This window comes from Kocuria rhizosphaerae (assembly GCF_044462265.1).
Lineage (GTDB): Bacteria > Actinomycetota > Actinomycetes > Actinomycetales > Micrococcaceae > Kocuria > Kocuria rhizosphaerae.
In genome coordinates this window covers 1-16,064 of sequence record NZ_JBISWL010000070.1, presented here as the reverse complement: position 1 = coordinate 16,064, position 16,064 = coordinate 1, and the positions used below count along the sequence as shown (strand labels likewise).

The window sequence follows — 16,064 nt, the reverse complement described above, 5'->3', positions numbered from 1 at the left end:
CCACCCAGCACGACCGACCCACCCAGCACGACCGACCCACCCAGCACGACCGACCCACCCAGCACGACCGACCCACCCAGCACGACCGACCCACCCAGCACGACCGACCCCGGCGGGCCGAGTTCACAGCCCACCGAGGAAGGTGATTACGGCAGATCTACCACTGACGGTTACGAGAAGGTGATGGTGGAACGTGGAGATACCCTCTGGGATTTGGCACGAATGCGCCTGGACAATCCACTCCGTTGGCCTGATATTTTCTACGCTAGCCGTTGCGAACGTCAGCCGTACGGACATCTTTCCGATCCGGATCAGATATTCCCCGGATGGGTGGTGTTGGTTCCTACACCGGATGCGAAAACGCCGATCAGGACGTGCCTTCCATGAGCTAACTTGAGCTGCCAGGTTGGACCGGTGCGTGGACCGGATCGGCCGACACGTCACAGACAGGACAAGCACTTCGCAAGCGACGTCAGAAGAGTCGTGGGTCAGACCCGCCCAGTCAGCACCATCATGGCGATTCACCGACCGGATCCACGACGCCCTGCGCGACGCCGTGCGTGATGCCGCCGGACGGGACCCGATGGCCTCGGCCGGGATCGTGGATTCCCAGTCGGTCAAGGGCGCCGACATCGTCGGGGCTCGCGCAGCTAAGACGCGGGCAAGAAGATCAACGGCCGCAAGCGCCACATCGTCACCGACACCCTCGAGCTGCTGGTCGTCGTCCTCGTCACCGCCGCCATCTTGCAGGACCGTGCTGGCGGGCGGCTGGTGCTCAACCGGGCACGGATGGAGATGCCCTCCATTGTGGTGGTGTGGGCCGACGGCGGCTACGCCGGCAAGCTGCTGGCCTTCGCCCAGTACTACCTGTCCATCACCGTGCGGATCGTCAAGAGGACGGACAAGCGGCCCGTCTTCGAGGTCCTTCCCCGCCGCTGGGTCGTGGAGCGCACCTTGTCCTGGCTGATGCGCACCCGCCGCCTGGCCCGCGACTACGAACGCCTCCCCGCCCACGCCGAAGCCATGGTCAAGTGGTCGATGATCGGGTTGGTGACCCGCCGACTGGACCCAGCACCGATAGCCAGACGCCCCAACCTAGGGCCGCGGGCGCGACGGCTCTATGCAAGATCCAGCAGGTGCTGGCGGACAGCAAGGAGCAGAAGCCCATGGAACCGACCCCGATCACGATGACCGTCGACGGACAGGACTTCCGGGTGACTACCCGCCCGGACGCATCCGGGGTCTACGACTTCGAGTGGCTGAGTCACGCGGCCGGCTACGGCTTCACCTCCGCGGGCGGCTTGATGAGCCGAACCGACATGGAAGACGCCATCCGAGGCTTTCTGGCAGAGATCAACCCCGCCACAGAATTCCTGGACTGAAGGTGCGGCTTCTGATCGGGACTGGCTTCGAGGAAATCGATCCCGTGCTCTTTCGAGCTTGCTCAGTGGAGTAGGGGTTCATCTATCGAGCCATCGGCGTCCCGGATTCCAGGGACACCTGCGTCAACACCGCTGCACATCATGTGAGTGGGAAGGACGCCGCGGTGCCCCGTAGAGACTGCCCACCTTGTGCGGGCCCTGCGTCAGGCGGACTTGCTGTGAACCACTGGACTCAACTCACCCTGACACGCAGGGTCGACGCCAGAGCAGGCCAAGGGCCGTCTGGGGCGGTCGACGCAGAACATACTGGCCTTCGCCAAACAGTTCCAAGGCCGGGAATGCCGAATCACGGCTACTCCAGCGGGGGGCATGGGGGCCTCCTTGGTGGTGGTCTACGGGTGTCCCGGATACCGGGGTGCTCAGACGGTGATGGCGATCTTTCCTCGCACCTCACCCGTCTCGAGATGGCCCATGGCCTCGGCAGCTTGTTCCAGTGGGTAGGTCCGGTCGAGGTGCGGGATGACCTTGCCGGCCTCGATGAGCTCGGTGAGCCGTTGGAGGTCTCCGGTGCGGGTGGTGGAGACGAAGTTGGTGAATCGCTGGCCCACGAACCGTGAGAGGGCCAGGGCGCGCAGGGTCCGGCCCATGCCCCCGGTGAGGCGGTGGCCCTCCTCCCCGCCGACGAGCACGGCTGTCCCGGTGGGGGTGAGTGCCCGGCGCAGCCGGGACAGCGGCGGGTTGCCGGCCAGGTCCAGGATGAGGTCGTAGTGATGGGTGCCGTCGGCGAAGTCTTCCCGGGTGCGGTCGATGACGTGGTCCGCGCCCAGGGAGCGGACGTGGTCGAGGGTGGCGGTGCTGGTCACGGCGGTGACGTCTGCCCCGAAGGCCTTGGCCAGTTGCACGGCGTAGGACCCGACTCCGCCGGAGGCCCCGGTGATCAACACCGTCTGCCCTGCCTGAAGGTGCCCGGCCTGGCACAGGGCGTGCTGGGCGGTGGCTGCTGAGATCGGCACCACTGCGGCCTGTTCGGCGGTCAGGTTCACCGGGGCGGGGGCGAGCTGGTTGGCCCGGGCCACGGCGTACTGGGCGAAGGAGCCGCGGGCGACCCCGTACACCTCCTGCCCGATGGAGATCCCGGTGACGGTGCCGCCGAGGGCCACGACCGTGCCGGCCACTTCCATTCCGGCCACCGGGTTCCTCGGTGCCCGCAGCCCGAAGCCCAGACGCAGCAGGTAGGGGCGGCCTGTCATCAGGTGCCAGGTGCCCCGGTCCAGACCGGCCGCGTGCACCCGTAGCAGCACTTCCTTCTTGCCGGGCTCGGGCACCGGGACCCGTGCCAGGTGCAGGACCTCGGCAGGACCGTAGCTGTCACGCACCACGGCCTGCATGGTGTTCTCCGGGGCGGGACCGGTCGGGTCCTGGCCCTCCAGGGCGTGGGGTTCTTCAGCTGTCATGACGGTGTTCCTTCCCGGACCGTGTCCGGTCGGTGCCCGGGAGGGATTCCCCGGAGCGGATCTGTGGACAGGCGTCCCTGGCGGGGTGCCCCGTGGCCGGGGGAGCGCACCAGCAGGACCACGCCGAGGGCGGCCACCCACAGGCCCCAGCCGGTGCTGCCGAGCAGCCCGGCCGGTTCCCAGACGGGGAAGCCGGGGACGGCGGTGGCCAGGACCTCGCCCTGGTTGAGCAGGTAGATCACGCTGACCACCAGCCCGGCGGCCCCGAGCCGGCGCGGCAGGATGCGGCGGTACAGGATGAGAGCGCTGAGCGTGATCGACCAGCCCAGGGCGAGCACCTGGCCCAGGTGCTCACCCAGCAGGGCCCCGCCGAACTGGTGCTGGGCCGTCCAGGCGACCTCCACCGCGACCCGGGTGGCAGGATCCCCGGTGGCGTAGGTGGCGGCCAGGGGCGGGACCACGAACACCCAGCGCAGGAACCCGATCGCCGACAGCACCACCGAGGCCGCCCCGAGCCAGGTGGCCGCCCGCAACACCGGATCCTGCTGCCGTCCCAGGATGGCTGGCAGCAGCAGGATCGGCACGAACAGGATCCCGTAGGTCCAGGCGGTGGCGAACCAGACCCACACCAGGCCCGGGCGCCCGGCCGTGAAGACCGGCAGGACCACCCCGGGCGGTTCCCGCAGGATGTCGGGCCAGTCGAAGGCGCCCGACAGCACCGTGGCCGCGGTGGCGAAGGCGAGGGCGCCGAGGACGAACAGTCCTCCGGTGACTCGGAAGGCTGGCGGAGGTCCTGGGGTCGGTCATGGCCGGGCCGCTTTCTCGGAGGCTTCAACGTCGTGGTCAGCGGGTACACGTCACAGATCCACACCACGGTGACCCCTCGCTGCGGGAGCCCTCGGTAGAACTCACCGACCATGGCGCTCGGGGCCGTCCGACCGCGGGCGTGCAGGTCAGGATGACCGTGTGCGGCGGGGACGGTTCCGGCTCTGCTGGTGCTTCCTCCACCGCGTCGCCGGGGCAGCCGGCGGATGTCATCTGTCGGAGCGATCGGCTCGCTCTGAATCCCCATGATCCGCCTGATGGCCGGTCCCGCACCGGGAGGGGCTCTTTATTAAGCGTGATAGCCCGATCGATGCGAGTCCTCGAAACACCCGGGGCGCGCCTGGCTGCGGATCGCGTTCTGATCACCGGTGAGGTGATGGCCGCGGTGCTATTCCGCCTCAGAAGGACTGCGGCGGAGGCTGCCTGAGTGCGCCGGCTGACTTGTGCGCGTCACACGTTGCATTCAGGTACCTGTTGTCCCTCCATGGGCATCGGCCGGGGTGTGCTGCGTGGGAGCCTGGGCGGATGGAGCGCTGTCCGTTCCACCCCTGCCGCCGACCGCCGTGCCGGGCCGACCGGGCGGGCGTGGCGCCAGGGGAGGCGCACCCAGGCAGGCTCCGCTCGACCTTCCTGCTTTCCGCACTCCGATGAAGGAAAGACCATGGATTCACCCCAGCGCCTGGCCCGAATCACCGGCGCCTGCTACCTCGCCGTCGCTCTGCTGGCCGTCTTCGCCATCATCTACGTCCAGTCCGTCGTCCTGGTGCCCGGGGACGGCCAGGCCACGGCCGGGCGGATCGCCCAGCACCCCGTGCTGTTCCGGTTGGGTTTCCTGGCCGACCTGGGACAGGCCACGTTCCTCGTGTTCGTGGCGATGGGCTTCTACAAGCTGTTCGAGCACGTGAACAAGACCGTGGCCCGGGCGCTGCTGGTCTTCGCCGCCATCGGTGTGGCCCTCCAGTGCCTGAACCTGGTGTTCTACTTCGCCGCCTACCTGGTCGCCACCGATGCTTCCTACGCCTCGGCCCTGGGAGCCGAGGGGGCCGGTGCGCTGGTGGGGCTGCTCGTGGACACCTACGCCCACGGGTTCCTCATCGCCCAGGTCTTCTTCGGTCTGTGGCTGCTGCCCATGGGCTACCTCGCCTACACCTCGGGCATGTTCCCCCGGGCGCTGGGGGTCGTGTTGATGATCGCCTGCGCCGGCTACCTCATCGACCTCCTGGCTCTGTTCCTCGCGCCCACGATCGGAGAAGTCATCTCCGGGATCATCGTGCTGCCGGCGGTCGTCGGGGAGGTCTGGATGGTCTTCTACCTGCTGATCCGGGGCGTGAGGACTCCCAAACCGGCCGGCCCGCTTCCTGCCGCGGTCTGATCACCCACTGCAGAAGCGACGCTTCGTCCGTGAAGGAGCCGCCATGATTTCCGCCCGAAGGACGGCCGTGGCCACCGGCGTCCTGTTCCTCATCTCCCACATCACCTCGGTCCCGGCGCTGCTGCTGCGTGACCCGGTGCTCAACGACCCGAATTTCCTCCTCGGCACGGGCCCGGTCACCCCGATCCTGCTGGCCGCCCTCCTCGATGTGCTCCTGGCGCTGTCCGTCGTGGGGACCGCCGTGGCGATCTACCCGGTCGTGCGACGTCAGAACGAAGGAGTGGCCCTGGGCTATGTGGGCCTGCGCACCCTGGAAGCCGCCGTCATCGCAGCCGGGGTCGTCGCCCTCCTGGCCGTGGTGACGCTACGGACTGGCCTAACAGGAATATCCGGTGCCGAGGCGACCAAGCTCGGCAGCGCCCTGGTGGCCCTGCACAACGCAACGTTCCTGCTCGGCCCCGGCCTGGTCCTGGGCACGAACACGGTGCTGCTGGCCTGGCTGCTGTACCGCTCCGGACTCGTGCCCCGGTTCATCCCCGTGCTGGGACTGATCGGGAGACCCATGGTCTTCGTGGTGGCCGCTACCCAGCTGTTCGGAGCCATCGAACAGTACTCCTCCTGGGCCACCATGACCGCCATGCCCGCGTTCGCCTTCGAGCTCGCCCTGGCCTTCTACCTGATCATCAAGGGCTTCCGGCCCTCGGCCCTGGCCCGGCTCGACACGGCACCGGCCGGCCCTCAGCCCGCGACCGCGCAACCGTAGCCGGGGCTGCCGGCCCGAGTGCGGGGCGACCACCCGTGAGCAATCCCGGATCTCGCGAGGCGGTGACCGCACCCACCCGTTCACTCGTCCGTCTGGATGGTCCAGAGCCATCACGACCAGCACCGCGGCCCCACCATCGCACCTGCAGACGTGCCCACCGGTCCCAGGTACTTGACCTCCACACTAGGAGAACGACATGGCCGTCACCGACCGCACCACCACACGGGCCCCGATGGACCCTGCGCGCAAGACCGCGCTGATCGCCGGGGCGCTCTACCTGCTGACCTTCGTCTCGATCCCCACCCTGGCCCTTTACGGGCCGGTCCACGACCCGGGCTACGTGCTGGGCCCCGGACCGGACACCCCCGTCCTGCTCGGGGCGGGCCTGGAGATCATCGTGGCCCTGGCCTGCATCGGCACCGCCATCGTGCTGCACCCGGTGCTCAAACGGGTCAACGAGACCCTCTCCCTGGGCTTCATCGCCGCACGGACCCTGGAAGCGGCCACCATCTTCGCCAGCGTCGCCTGCCTGCTGACGGTCGTGAGCCTGCGGCAGGCCGGCACCGGGGTCGACGCTGTGGTGAGCGCCCAGACGCTAGTCATCCTGCGCGACTGGATGTTCCTCACCGGCCAGGGCTTCCTCCCGGCCGTCAACGCCCTGCTGCTGGGGCCCCTGCTCTACCGGGCGCGGCTGGTGCCGCGGATCCTGCCGGTGATCGGCTTCATCGGCGCTCCGCTGCTGATCGCCTCGGCCGTGGCCACCACCTTCGACCTGTGGGGCCAGGTGTCCGCCCTGGCGGCACTGGCGGCGCTGCCAATCGCACTGTGGGAGTTCTCCCTGGGCGTGTGGCTGGTCGTCAAAGGTTTCAAGCCCTCCCCCTTCACCGCCGAACCGGCCACCACCATCACCCCGGCCCCTGACCGCGACGACCGGTCTTGACCACTCCCGGGCCTGCGCCAAGGACGGGACCGGCCACCGGCACGATCTCGACCACATCCATCCCGCGGCATCCGCCACGGCCACCCCGAACGAAGGACACGGTTATGGCCACCACCACCCCTCAGCGCGCCCGCCCCGAGGGCCCCGGCCCCGAGACGGAGCTGCCGCTCTACCGCCTGCACCTGATGCGGGCCGGATACGCCCTGATGGGCATCGGCCTGGCCATCGTCAGGTGGCCCGACCTCATCACCCACCCTGATCCCTGGCCGCTGATGGACAGCGTGGTCGTGTGCATGCTCACCGCGATGTCGCTGCTGGCATTGTTGGGGTTGCGGTATCCGGTCAAGCTGCTGCCGATCCTGCTGTTCGAGGTGGCCTGGAAGCTGCTCTGGCTCGGTGTCGTCGCCCTGCCGAGGATGCTGGCCGGGGACATGGACGCCGCCACAGTCGAGCTCGTGTTCAGTTGTTCGTTCGTCGTCCTCATCCTGGTTGTGATCCCCTGGCGCTACGTCTGGGACCACTACGCCACCGCACCGGGGGACAGATGGCGATGACCGGCCTTCGGGACCACTGAAGAAATCCGATCAACACGGTCACCGAAGACATGTCAGGGCCACCTTCCACCCCCACCTGGATCCAGGCGGGTGGCGCCTTACCGTCACCGACACCCAGATCCGCAGCGGCCTCGAACTCATCGAGGCGGGGACTGTCGCTCTAACGGTGACAGCGGTGTTCTCATTCTCAGTGGTCTTCCGCCGCGGGCATGAGATCGGCGGCGGTGAGGGCGTCCAGTGCGGGCTTCCACCGTGTGACCCACCGTCCCTACTTGATCGGCAACCCCGGCCCCACCCGTCCTGGCCCGTGCCAGTGACGTCATGACCTCTGACGTCCAGTCATAAATCCAGTGTTCCTTGGTGGGGGAGCCCCGGGCCGAGATCCTGGGACCAGAGTGGAAGGAGGGCCACGATGACCGTGGTGGTGGTCTATGAATCCATGTACGGCAACACCCACCGGATCGCCGAAGCCATCGGCCGAGGCCTCACGGAAGCGGGAGCCCCGGTAGAGGTCATCTCCGTCGACGCGGTACGAGAGCGCGGTCTCAGCCCGGAGGACGTGCTCGTGGTAGGCGCCCCCACCCATGTGCATGGGCTCAGCCGGACCTCCACCCGGGAAGCAGCCGTCCACGACGCTCCAGCCCACGGACTCGAGGTCGACCCCTCAGCCCAGGGTGAGAGCGTGCGGGAATGGCTGGGAACACTGGACACCCACGGCGGTCGAGCAGCCGCCTTCGACACCCGCGCCAAAGGCCCGGCCGTGCTCACCGGCCGGGCGAGTCAGGCGATCGCCAAAACCCTGCGCCGCCACGGCTTCGAGTTGGTGACCGAGCCCGAGAGCTTCCTCGTCACCTCCACCAACCAGTTGCTGCCCGAGGAAGAAGCCCGCGCCCACCAGTGGGGGGCCGGGCTGGCCACCACGATCTGACCCGGCACGCCGACATCGATCACGGCCGGTACGGCACCGACCCGCACACCGAAGGGATCACCATGACCGCCGCCGCGCCTGCCCCGAGGAACGCCCCGCCCTCCCATTCCGGCCCTCCCCCTCACATGAGAGCTGGGCACTGGGTCCTGCTGGTCCTGGGCGCCCTGCTGACCGTGCTGGGGCTGGGCGCGACCATCGGCGGGGCGGTGCTGGTCGGTGCCGATGCGGCTCAGCGTGAGGGCCGCTACCTCACTGGCGAAATGCAGCGGCACCAGAGCACTGGCTACGCCCTGACCACCCCCTCGGTGGTCATCGATCCGGGCGAGGCCGGGATGCCCAGGGTCCCTGTGGTCGGGGACCTGGCCAGTGTGCAGGTGCGTGCCACCCCGGTGGTCCCGGATCAGGAGATCTTCATCGGTATCGCCGAGGCCGCCGACGTCTCGGCCTATCTGCAGGACGTGCCCCAGACCTCTCTCGGGGACGTCTCCTGGGGCGCGGCCGGTGATCGATCCGGTTCCCAGCCCTGGTCCGACGACGACGACGACGATGATCAGCGCACCACCTCGGGCACCCGGGTCCTGCCGGAGCCGACCGCTCAGGACTTCTGGGCCGCGTCGGCCTCCGGTACCGGCACCCAGGAGATCACCTTCGACCTGCAGCCGGGCCAGTGGTCACTGGTGGTGATGAACGCCGACGCCTCCCGCCCCGTGTGGGTGGACCTGCAGCCCGGAGCCCGCAGCGAGCTGCTCGGCCCGATCGGCTCCGGGCTGTTGATCGGCGGGCTGATCGGGCTGGTGCTGGGGATCCCGCTGCTGCTGCTCGGGACCAGGGGACTGGGCCGCGACATCGACCCGGATCGCACCCACAAGAGCCACGGACCCGGGGCGGCCCTGGCCCACAACCCCGGGCAAAACGGCGCAGCACCGTCCGGCTATCCGGTGCAGGTGAGCGGGTTCCTGGACCAACGGCTGTCGCGGGGGCTGTGGCTGGTCAAATGGCTGCTGGCCATCCCGCACTACATCGTCCTGGCCCTGTTGTGGGTCGCCCTGGTGGTGACCACGATCGCCGCCGGGCTCGCCATCCTCTTCACCGGCCGCTACCCCCGGTCCTGGTTCGTCTTCAACGTCGGGGTGCTGCGCTGGTCCTGGCGGGTGGGTTTCTACGCCTACTCCGCCCTGGGCACCGACCGCTACCCACCCTTCACCCTGGCCACCGCCGAGTACCCGGCCGACGTCGACGTGGCTTACCCGGCACGGCTGTCCCGCGGGCTGGTGCTGGTCAAATGGTGGCTCCTGGCGATCCCGCACCTGCTCATCGTCGGGGTCCTCACCGGCGGTACCGGCACCTGGGGCAGCGAGTGGGACGACAGCGGCCGGGCGACCACCACCAGTTGGGGCCCCTCGCTGCTGGGGCTGCTGGTGCTCATCGCCGCGGTGATCCTGCTGTTCACCGGCCGCTACCGCCACGAGCTGTTCGCCCTGATCGTGGGACTGAACCGGTGGATCTACCGGGTGAGCGCCTACGTGCTGCTGCTGCGCGATGAGTACCCGCCCTTCCGGCTCGACCAAGGACCGGTCGATCCGCCGGAACGGGCCACTGCTCGGTCGGGGCCGTGGGAGCAGGGCGGGATGACACCCAGCGAGGCGCCGCGGGAATGATCTGTCCCGGTGCCGTGTCCACAGGACGTGGTTGCTGGCACAGCACACCCTGTCCACGGTGGTGGGCTCCGAGTTCACCCGCACCCTGTGCAGACGAGGGTTCCGGACCGCGCGACGCCTGAGACCAGATGAAGGGATGACATCAGCAAAACCCTGAGACTTTACATATGGCCCGATTAGCGGCCGGCACTTCAGGCGAAGCCGTCGAGATGGTTCCCGCCGTGGGGACGGCATCGGCCGTGTTTGGTGTGGACCGCATTGCAGCCAGGACGCTCGGTGGGTGCCAGGACAGGCCCGTGGTGCTCCGGGCGCCGTCGTCGGCTCTTGTTCACCGCCGTGACTGCAGGTGTCGCCCGTCACTGCGCATTCGGACCGGCCCGCGTACAGTAGAACTCAGTTGTTGAAGTTTCGTTCTTGCAGTTCAAGCAGTTCGCCCGGAACCGGGCGCAGCAGTTTTTCTGAGAAGACGTTTTGGCAGGCATCGCAACGCCCGAGCACCCCGATCGCCGGGGACGCTCCGTTTCCCAGAAAGACAGGTTCCCCATGACTACTGGCACCGTGAAGTGGTTCAACGCCGACAAGGGCTTCGGCTTCATCACCCCCGAGGACGGCTCCAAGGACGTGTTCGCGCACTTCTCCGCGATCAACTCCGGCGGCTTCCGCTCCCTCGAGGAGGACCAGCGCGTCGAGTTCGAGACCCAGGACGGCCCCAAGGGCCCCCAGGCCACGAACATCACCGTGCTTGCGTGAGAACGCCTTGATCTCCTCGTGAGATCCCCGGCGCCGGGCCCTGCGGCCTGACGTCGACCTGAGATCGCCACCCGGCTCCGGCCGGGTGGCGATCTCTCGTTCCGGGCCCGGATCTCGGGTTGCAGCACCCATCCTTCTGCGCCGCCGCAGCACCGGCTGCGGAGTCTCGCCTCGAGGCCTGGTGTCGGGGCCACTGCCGAGTAGTGCTCACCGGCGTGCGGAAGGCGTGGGATCCTGCGGTCAGCAGTGTCAGTAGTGTCAGGAGCAGTCGAGGAAGTGGGCCGGGTGCGTCGTTCGCAGGCAGACAGACGGGGACCGCGACCCGACGGGTTCCGCTCTCGAGATACCCGGAGAAGCCTGGTGCTGCTGGGCATCGACGGGGCCGGCAAGACGACCACGGCGGAAGCGCTGGCGGCGGCGGGTCGGAAGGCGGGGCGGCCGGCAATCGTGCTGCGCAACCGGTCCGGTCGCCGCTGGTTGGCACGCGTCTCGACACGCTGCGGGCTGGAGCTACCCGTGCGGTGGGCGGACCGGTTCGAGACTGTGGTGCGTACCGCCAACGTCGTGGTGTCCCAGGCGCGGGCCGGCCACCGGACGGGCCTGGTGGTCATCGACCGTCACCTGGTGTGCCAACTGGTGCTGCGCCAGGGCCGCGGCCTGCCGCCGGGCCGCGTGCTGCCGTGGCTGGCGGCCCGGTCGATCCGCCCGTACGCGGTGGTCGTTCTCGACGTCCCGGCCCAAATCGCGCAACAACGGATCCTGCGCCGCGGAGAGGACCACGAGCCACTGGACTACCTGCAGACCGCCCGCACCGCCTACCTGGAGCTCGCCCGGACCGGGGGCTGGAGTGTGGTGGACGCGACCGCAACGACCGACGTGCTGGTCGCCCGGATCGCCGAGGTCGTCGACCTCTGACCGATCGGCCGAACCACGGTCGCCCCGGGAGCATGGGACGACCCGTGCTCGGCCGGCGGTGAGGACCGCAGACAATGCCTGTCCTCATCACCCCGATGGTCGTGCGCTGCGCTCCCTTGCTCAGGGTGACGGGGAGTCGTCCAAGCTGGCGTATTCGCGCGTTCCGCCAACATGACGGCTTTGATGGGGAAATGCGTTATCCGGTTCTTCAGTGATCGCAGGTCACGGCAGCCACAGACTGGCTGGGCGCCACGCACCTCTGCCGGGCGGTCGAGCTGACCGGCGCAACCGCCTCCGGTCCGACGACGCGTAAGCCTTATAACGATGCCACTTCAATTGGGGAACGGTTCGACTTCACTTGGGGTATGCACGTTGCACTCCGGGACCGGCCGCACCCAGCCTGGTTGTGTATGCAAATCCGAAGGTTACTGGGCGTTTCACGGCGAGTTGCCCGGTGCCCGATTGATGGGGGTAGACATGCGCGAACGTACTAAAGGACTGATGGGCGCGGCTTTGGGTGTCGGCGCTCTGACACTGGCCGGCTCCGTGCCGGCGCATGCCGCAGGCGCCGTCACCGAAGGGTCCCAGGCGTACCAGACTGACATTTGCTACGACGACTTCCTAGGCAATGAGATCTGCACCACGATGGAGGGCCGACAGTTGCAGGTGGTACTGCCCAACGGGCGGCAGCTGAACCGGGACAAGGGCACTGTTGTCTCCGAGGGGTACACCTGGGAGGGGACCCATTACACGGTAGAGAGTTCCTACAACTCCTTCACCGTTTACGAGGAGTACACCAGTCCGTGGGATTTCGACGATCAGGTGACCCGTGTCGACACCGCCAGGACGACCAGCGACGCCACCGGGGAGACCTGCGAGTCGACGCAGACATTCGTCGTGGTGGACGGCCAGGAGCGCAACTTCCGTACCGACGTCGTCTGCTACTGAGGCAGCCGTATTCAGCCGGTCGTCGCCACAGTGTGCTGTTGATTTGAGCGTAGCTGTTCTTCGAAGACCTCGGCCGGGGTGTGCCAATCGAGAATGCCTCGGGGCCGGCTGAGGGGAGCAGGGCCCGGGGACCAGGCGCACCGAGGGCGGGTTGAAGGTGTAGCGGTACAGTCGTGGCCGGTATGTCACCTGGACGGGGCGTGTGCCGTCATGGCGGCGCGGTGGTGCCCACATTTTGCCCACACTCCCTGGATCTTTCCCCGTGCCCATGTGGGCACGGGGCCAGTGCCTCAACCACGGTCATGGGATGTCAGGAGTTCGTGTCACCGGGGCCGTTGGCGCTTCATGTCGATGTAGTCGGACATGGGCGTGGCGGATAGGGCGGCGTGGCGGGCGATGATGCCGGGGCTGTAGCCGAGGGTGTCGATGAGGGTGCGTGCGTCGACTTCATGGGTGAGGTCGCGGAGTGTGGCGTTGCGGGCCCGTTGGGCGTCGATGCCGAGGACTTTGAGCCTGCGCGAAAGTGTGGCCGGGTGCAGGTGCTGGCCGGCCCGGGTGCCGGGGAACAGCCACGGGGTGCCGGTGTTGGCGGTGTTCTGGTTCCCGGGGTTCTGCAGGTGCTGCCAGAGCATGGCGGTCAGTGCCTCGGGGATGGCGGTCGGGGTGGCGCCGAGGGTGAGGAGCATGCCTTGCGGGGTCACCGTGAGGTGTTCCCGGCGGAGCATGACGATCTTGTTCAGCGGGTGGGCCCACAGCAGAAGGATCAGCCCGGCCAGGCGGGTCGAGCCGGTGACGTGGCGGTGTTCAAGGCAGTTCCGGACGAGCTCGAGACGCTCGGTGTGGGTGATCATGGGCGTGCTCTGGGCATTGCGGAAGGCCACGTCGATTACCCCGGTGCGGCGGCCCTGCTGGTGGTTGAGCCAGCGGACGAAGGTGCGGATCTGCTTGCGGGTGCTGGGGTCGTGACTGAGGTAGTCGTCGATGTGGAGCTGCTGGAGTTCCTCCGCGAGGGTGTGGTGGTGTTCTTGGAGCCAGATGAGGAACTTCCCGGCTTCGGTGATCTCCTGCTTGGCCGCGTGGGTGCTGGTCTCGAGGTCGGCGTCCGGATTGGTTGCCTGGGCGCGGATGCGCTCGAGGTGGTGCCAGGTGGCGAAGCGTTCGATGAGGTCGGCCGTGCCGTCCTCGGGGAGCTCTGTGATCCTGGTCGCGAGCCAGTGTTCGAAGCGTGCGAGGGTCTCGTTGCCGCGGGCGGGCATCATGCGGTGGTGGACGACCAGCGCGCGCAGGTGTTCGACCGCGGTCGAGCGGGGTAGACGGTCGAAAGCTTCGTGGGTGAGCGCCAGTTTGCGGGCGCCGATGGCTTCCAGCAGTGCCCTGGCCCGGGTGCCCGGGCGCATGTAGGTGTAGACGCTCTCGGGGCGCTGGGTTCCGGCGAACACTTTGATGAGCCGGTGCAGGCGGAGGTCGTCGCCGGGGTTGAGCACGGCGGTGAGGTCGTCGGTGAGGGCGCAACGGATGCAGAGGCCGGCGCGGAATCTCTCGGCTTCGCGGTGGCAGCCGGTGCAGGTCAGGGCGGTGGTGATGCCGGCGCAGTCACGGCAGAGGGGCTCTCGGCCGGGGGAGCGGCCGGGGAGCATGCGGTGTTCCCGGCAGTGCGGGCAGGTGCCGTAGGTGTGGGTGGCCTCGGTGAAGCAGGCCCCGCAGACGGCTCCGTCGGGCCAGTGGACGCGGATCTTGGCGACCTGCTGGTGGCAACGGTCGCAGGCATGCTGACCGGCCGAGCGGGGTCGGCCGCGCTTCTTCCGGGGGGCGAGGTCGGTGAGTGTGGGTGGGCGGACGGATCCGTTCCCGCCGGTGGCCGGGCGCCCAGGGTCAGTCATCGTCGTCGATGATCCGGGCGCGCACGGGGCGGTAGTCGCGCAGGTCGGGGAGGTTCTCGCCGGTGGCCGTGCGGCGTTGCCGGACGGTTTTGGCGTCGGTGGCCGTGTAGGTGATCAGGTCGTTGGGCGTGACCTCGAGGGCGTCGCAGAGGGCGACCAGGACCTTGAAGGAGATCCGCTCGGGCTGCTGGGTCACGATGCGCCAGACGGCGTTGGCGGTGAGGGTGATGCCGCGCTCGTGCAGCAGCTCGGCGAGGTCCTTGGCGGTGTGCACGCCCCGGCGTGCCATGACCTCGCGGACCCGCCAGGTGTAGGTGATCTCGCGTCGGCTCATGGGTCTCTCCTGGGTGCGGGCAGCCCGAGGGCCGCCTGGATGGTGCGGTCGTGGGCCCGTTCCAAGGCCAGGCGCTGGTAGTCGGGGGAGGGCAGGGAGTAGATCGAGGTCGTCGCGGCGTGCTCGTGGCCCAGCTGGAGTTGGACGAAGGTGACGTCGAAGCCCGCCCCGGTGATCAGCTGCGTCGCGTAGGAGCGGCGGAAGGAGTGCAGGTCGAGCCCGGGCGGGAAGCCCAGCTCGTCGACGAAGCCGCGCAGCCGCCCGAGCAGGTGGGACTCGCCGACGATGGCCCCGCTGCTGGTGGGGAAGAGATCGCTCACTGGGCGCCCGTAGCGGGGCAGCCCGTTGCGGATCCAGTCCTGGATCATCTGCGCCGACCACGGCCAGACGGTCAGCACGGAACGGACCTTCTTCGCCGAGCCGCGGTGGGGCTTGCCCCAGCGCACGCGCAGCACCCCGTGCTCACCCAGATAGGGCGCCCGGCTGTTGGACGAGAAGTCCACCACCTGCAGGTGCCGCAGCTCGTTGGCGCGCAAGCCCCAGCTGTAGGCCGTCTTGAACGCGATCGCGTCCCGCCAGGCGGCCACCGCGCCCTTGCGGCCGGAGTCCAGGATCCGTTCGACCTCCAGATCGGCCAGGTCGAATAACGCCTGCAGCTCGGCCTGGGTGAAAGGCCGTTTGGCCGGGCGCGCCTCGGTGGGCTGGGCGTGGGTGAGGCGATTGAGCTCGGTCACGACCTGGCCGAAGACCTGCCCGAACGACCTCGCGCTCTGCTCGCACCAGTCGTAGTGCGGATCGCAGGCGTAGTCGCAGAACAGCTTGATCGCCCCCTGGTAGGAGCGCACCGTCCCGTGGGAGAGGTTGCGCACCGCACGGGCGTGGGAGAAGAAGTCGTCCGCGTCCGCCAGCGTCCATTCCCACGGGTAGCGCCCCGAGAAGTCGATCAGGCTCATCACGACAGCACGCCGGGTCCGGATCGTGGCCGGCGAGAAGTCCTTCGCCCGCTGCTGAGCACCCCATCCGTCCAGGACGCTGGCCAGGAAGACCTCCGGATCGGGGGCCTGCCCACCGAAGGGAGCGAAGAGCACGTTCTCGCCGTCGTGGCCCATGGAGCGTCCTCAGAGTTCGAATCGTGATTGCGATAATCGCACACAAATTGCGTGCAACGCAATAACCGCCCGAGGACGTGCAGGTCAGAAGCCGGATCGACCTGGTCTGCGGAGCTCCTGTCCGCGCCAGGTGCCACACCCGTGCTGACGGTGCGCCAGGGGAATCGGTCCAGGTCAGAAGCCAGTCGGGGGAGCACCAGCACCGTTACCCAAAACTTCACGATGTGCAGAGCGCGCAGATGGAGTCGGTTC

Annotated in this window: 15 protein-coding genes and 1 pseudogene; 11 read left to right on the top strand and 5 right to left on the bottom strand. The window is 68.4% G+C overall.

Annotated features, from left to right (window positions below; genetic code table 11):
- Window positions 1-666: 666 nt before the first annotated feature.
- Both ACH9EU_RS08305 and ACH9EU_RS08300 read left to right on the top strand, forming a co-directional pair.
- A pseudogene (locus tag ACH9EU_RS08305) lies at window positions 667-1,191 on the top strand (transposase); the annotation flags it as partial.
- Window positions 1,167-1,382, top strand: a complete 216-nt coding sequence (locus ACH9EU_RS08300) for a hypothetical protein (protein WP_396413466.1) — start codon at window positions 1,167-1,169, stop codon at window positions 1,380-1,382. The pseudogene ACH9EU_RS08305 and the gene ACH9EU_RS08300, both read left to right, overlap by 25 nt.
- A gap of 419 nt (window positions 1,383-1,801) precedes the next feature.
- Here the strand turns inward: ACH9EU_RS08300 and ACH9EU_RS08295 are convergent, their stop codons facing one another.
- Window positions 1,802-2,836, bottom strand: a complete 1,035-nt coding sequence (locus tag ACH9EU_RS08295) for a zinc-binding dehydrogenase (protein WP_396413465.1) — start codon at window positions 2,834-2,836, stop codon at window positions 1,802-1,804.
- Window positions 2,833-3,597 (bottom strand): DUF4386 domain-containing protein, encoded by a 765-nt coding sequence (locus ACH9EU_RS08290; protein WP_396413467.1) that lies wholly within the window; start codon window positions 3,595-3,597, stop codon window positions 2,833-2,835. Before ACH9EU_RS08290 ends, ACH9EU_RS08295 begins: the two co-directional genes overlap by 4 nt.
- Window positions 3,598-4,322: 725 nt before the next feature.
- Between ACH9EU_RS08290 and ACH9EU_RS08285 the strand changes: the two genes are divergently transcribed.
- The 9 genes from ACH9EU_RS08285 (at window position 4,323) to ACH9EU_RS08245 (ending at window position 12,489) form a co-directional block, all read left to right on the top strand.
- Window positions 4,323-5,033: a DUF4386 domain-containing protein gene (locus tag ACH9EU_RS08285; protein WP_396413464.1), complete on the top strand. Its 711-nt coding sequence runs from the start codon at window positions 4,323-4,325 to the stop codon at window positions 5,031-5,033.
- Window positions 5,034-5,076: 43 nt separating this feature from the next.
- Window positions 5,077-5,796: a DUF4386 domain-containing protein gene (locus ACH9EU_RS08280; RefSeq protein WP_396413463.1), complete on the top strand. Its 720-nt coding sequence runs from the start codon at window positions 5,077-5,079 to the stop codon at window positions 5,794-5,796.
- Between the two features lie 196 nt (window positions 5,797-5,992).
- Window positions 5,993-6,736, top strand: a complete 744-nt coding sequence (locus ACH9EU_RS08275; protein ID WP_396413462.1) for a DUF4386 domain-containing protein — start codon at window positions 5,993-5,995, stop codon at window positions 6,734-6,736.
- A gap of 104 nt (window positions 6,737-6,840) precedes the next feature.
- Window positions 6,841-7,290: a hypothetical protein gene (locus ACH9EU_RS08270; protein WP_396413461.1), complete on the top strand. Its 450-nt coding sequence runs from the start codon at window positions 6,841-6,843 to the stop codon at window positions 7,288-7,290.
- A gap of 412 nt (window positions 7,291-7,702) precedes the next feature.
- Window positions 7,703-8,218, top strand: coding sequence for a flavodoxin family protein (locus ACH9EU_RS08265; RefSeq protein WP_396413460.1), 516 nt, complete (start codon window positions 7,703-7,705; stop codon window positions 8,216-8,218).
- A 125-nt stretch (window positions 8,219-8,343) separates the two neighbouring features.
- Window positions 8,344-9,876 carry a DUF4389 domain-containing protein gene (locus ACH9EU_RS08260; RefSeq protein WP_396413459.1) on the top strand — a complete coding sequence of 511 codons (1,533 nt, stop codon included), beginning with the start codon at window positions 8,344-8,346 and terminating at the stop codon, window positions 9,874-9,876.
- Between the two features lie 543 nt (window positions 9,877-10,419).
- Complete coding sequence (cspE, locus tag ACH9EU_RS08255) at window positions 10,420-10,626, top strand: transcription antiterminator/RNA stability regulator CspE (RefSeq protein ID WP_396413458.1); 207 nt, start codon at window positions 10,420-10,422, stop codon at window positions 10,624-10,626.
- A gap of 246 nt (window positions 10,627-10,872) precedes the next feature.
- Window positions 10,873-11,541, top strand: a complete 669-nt coding sequence (locus ACH9EU_RS08250) for a thymidylate kinase (protein ID WP_396413457.1) — start codon at window positions 10,873-10,875, stop codon at window positions 11,539-11,541.
- A gap of 465 nt (window positions 11,542-12,006) precedes the next feature.
- Window positions 12,007-12,489 (top strand): hypothetical protein, encoded by a 483-nt coding sequence (locus ACH9EU_RS08245; protein ID WP_396413037.1) that lies wholly within the window; start codon window positions 12,007-12,009, stop codon window positions 12,487-12,489.
- Window positions 12,490-12,812: 323 nt separating this feature from the next.
- Here ACH9EU_RS08245 and ACH9EU_RS08240 read toward each other — a convergent pair whose 3' ends face one another.
- The 3 genes from ACH9EU_RS08240 to ACH9EU_RS08230 are packed head-to-tail and all read right to left on the bottom strand — an operon-like array spanning window position 12,813 to window position 15,812.
- Entirely contained in the window at window positions 12,813-14,369 is a 1,557-nt protein-coding gene (locus ACH9EU_RS08240) for a hypothetical protein (protein WP_396413036.1), read from the bottom strand.
- On the bottom strand, window positions 14,362-14,703 hold the full coding sequence (locus ACH9EU_RS08235; protein WP_396413035.1) for a helix-turn-helix domain-containing protein: 342 nt from the start codon (window positions 14,701-14,703) through the stop codon (window positions 14,362-14,364). The genes ACH9EU_RS08240 and ACH9EU_RS08235 overlap by 8 nt, the downstream gene beginning before the upstream one ends.
- Complete coding sequence (locus ACH9EU_RS08230) at window positions 14,700-15,812, bottom strand: tyrosine-type recombinase/integrase (RefSeq protein WP_396413034.1); 1,113 nt, start codon at window positions 15,810-15,812, stop codon at window positions 14,700-14,702. Before ACH9EU_RS08230 ends, ACH9EU_RS08235 begins: the two co-directional genes overlap by 4 nt.
- Window positions 15,813-16,064: the final 252 nt, after the last annotated feature.

Bases quoted from the DNA above. Each gene is read 5' to 3' on its own strand.
- ACH9EU_RS08300 (WP_396413466.1), top strand. From the start codon at position 1,167: ATGGAACCGACCCCGATCACGATGACCGTCGACGGACAGGACTTCCGG.
- ACH9EU_RS08295 (WP_396413465.1), bottom strand. From the start codon at position 2,836: ATGACAGCTGAAGAACCCCACGCCCTGGAGGGCCAGGACCCGACCGGT.
- ACH9EU_RS08285 (WP_396413464.1), top strand. From the start codon at position 4,323: ATGGATTCACCCCAGCGCCTGGCCCGAATCACCGGCGCCTGCTACCTC.
- ACH9EU_RS08280 (WP_396413463.1), top strand. From the start codon at position 5,077: ATGATTTCCGCCCGAAGGACGGCCGTGGCCACCGGCGTCCTGTTCCTC.
- ACH9EU_RS08275 (WP_396413462.1), top strand. From the start codon at position 5,993: ATGGCCGTCACCGACCGCACCACCACACGGGCCCCGATGGACCCTGCG.
- ACH9EU_RS08270 (WP_396413461.1), top strand. From the start codon at position 6,841: ATGGCCACCACCACCCCTCAGCGCGCCCGCCCCGAGGGCCCCGGCCCC.
- ACH9EU_RS08265 (WP_396413460.1), top strand. From the start codon at position 7,703: ATGACCGTGGTGGTGGTCTATGAATCCATGTACGGCAACACCCACCGG.
- ACH9EU_RS08260 (WP_396413459.1), top strand. From the start codon at position 8,344: ATGAGAGCTGGGCACTGGGTCCTGCTGGTCCTGGGCGCCCTGCTGACC.
- cspE (WP_396413458.1), top strand. From the start codon at position 10,420: ATGACTACTGGCACCGTGAAGTGGTTCAACGCCGACAAGGGCTTCGGC.
- ACH9EU_RS08245 (WP_396413037.1), top strand. From the start codon at position 12,007: ATGGGGGTAGACATGCGCGAACGTACTAAAGGACTGATGGGCGCGGCT.
- ACH9EU_RS08240 (WP_396413036.1), bottom strand. From the start codon at position 14,369: ATGACTGACCCTGGGCGCCCGGCCACCGGCGGGAACGGATCCGTCCGC.
- ACH9EU_RS08235 (WP_396413035.1), bottom strand. From the start codon at position 14,703: ATGAGCCGACGCGAGATCACCTACACCTGGCGGGTCCGCGAGGTCATG.
- ACH9EU_RS08230 (WP_396413034.1), bottom strand. From the start codon at position 15,812: ATGGGCCACGACGGCGAGAACGTGCTCTTCGCTCCCTTCGGTGGGCAG.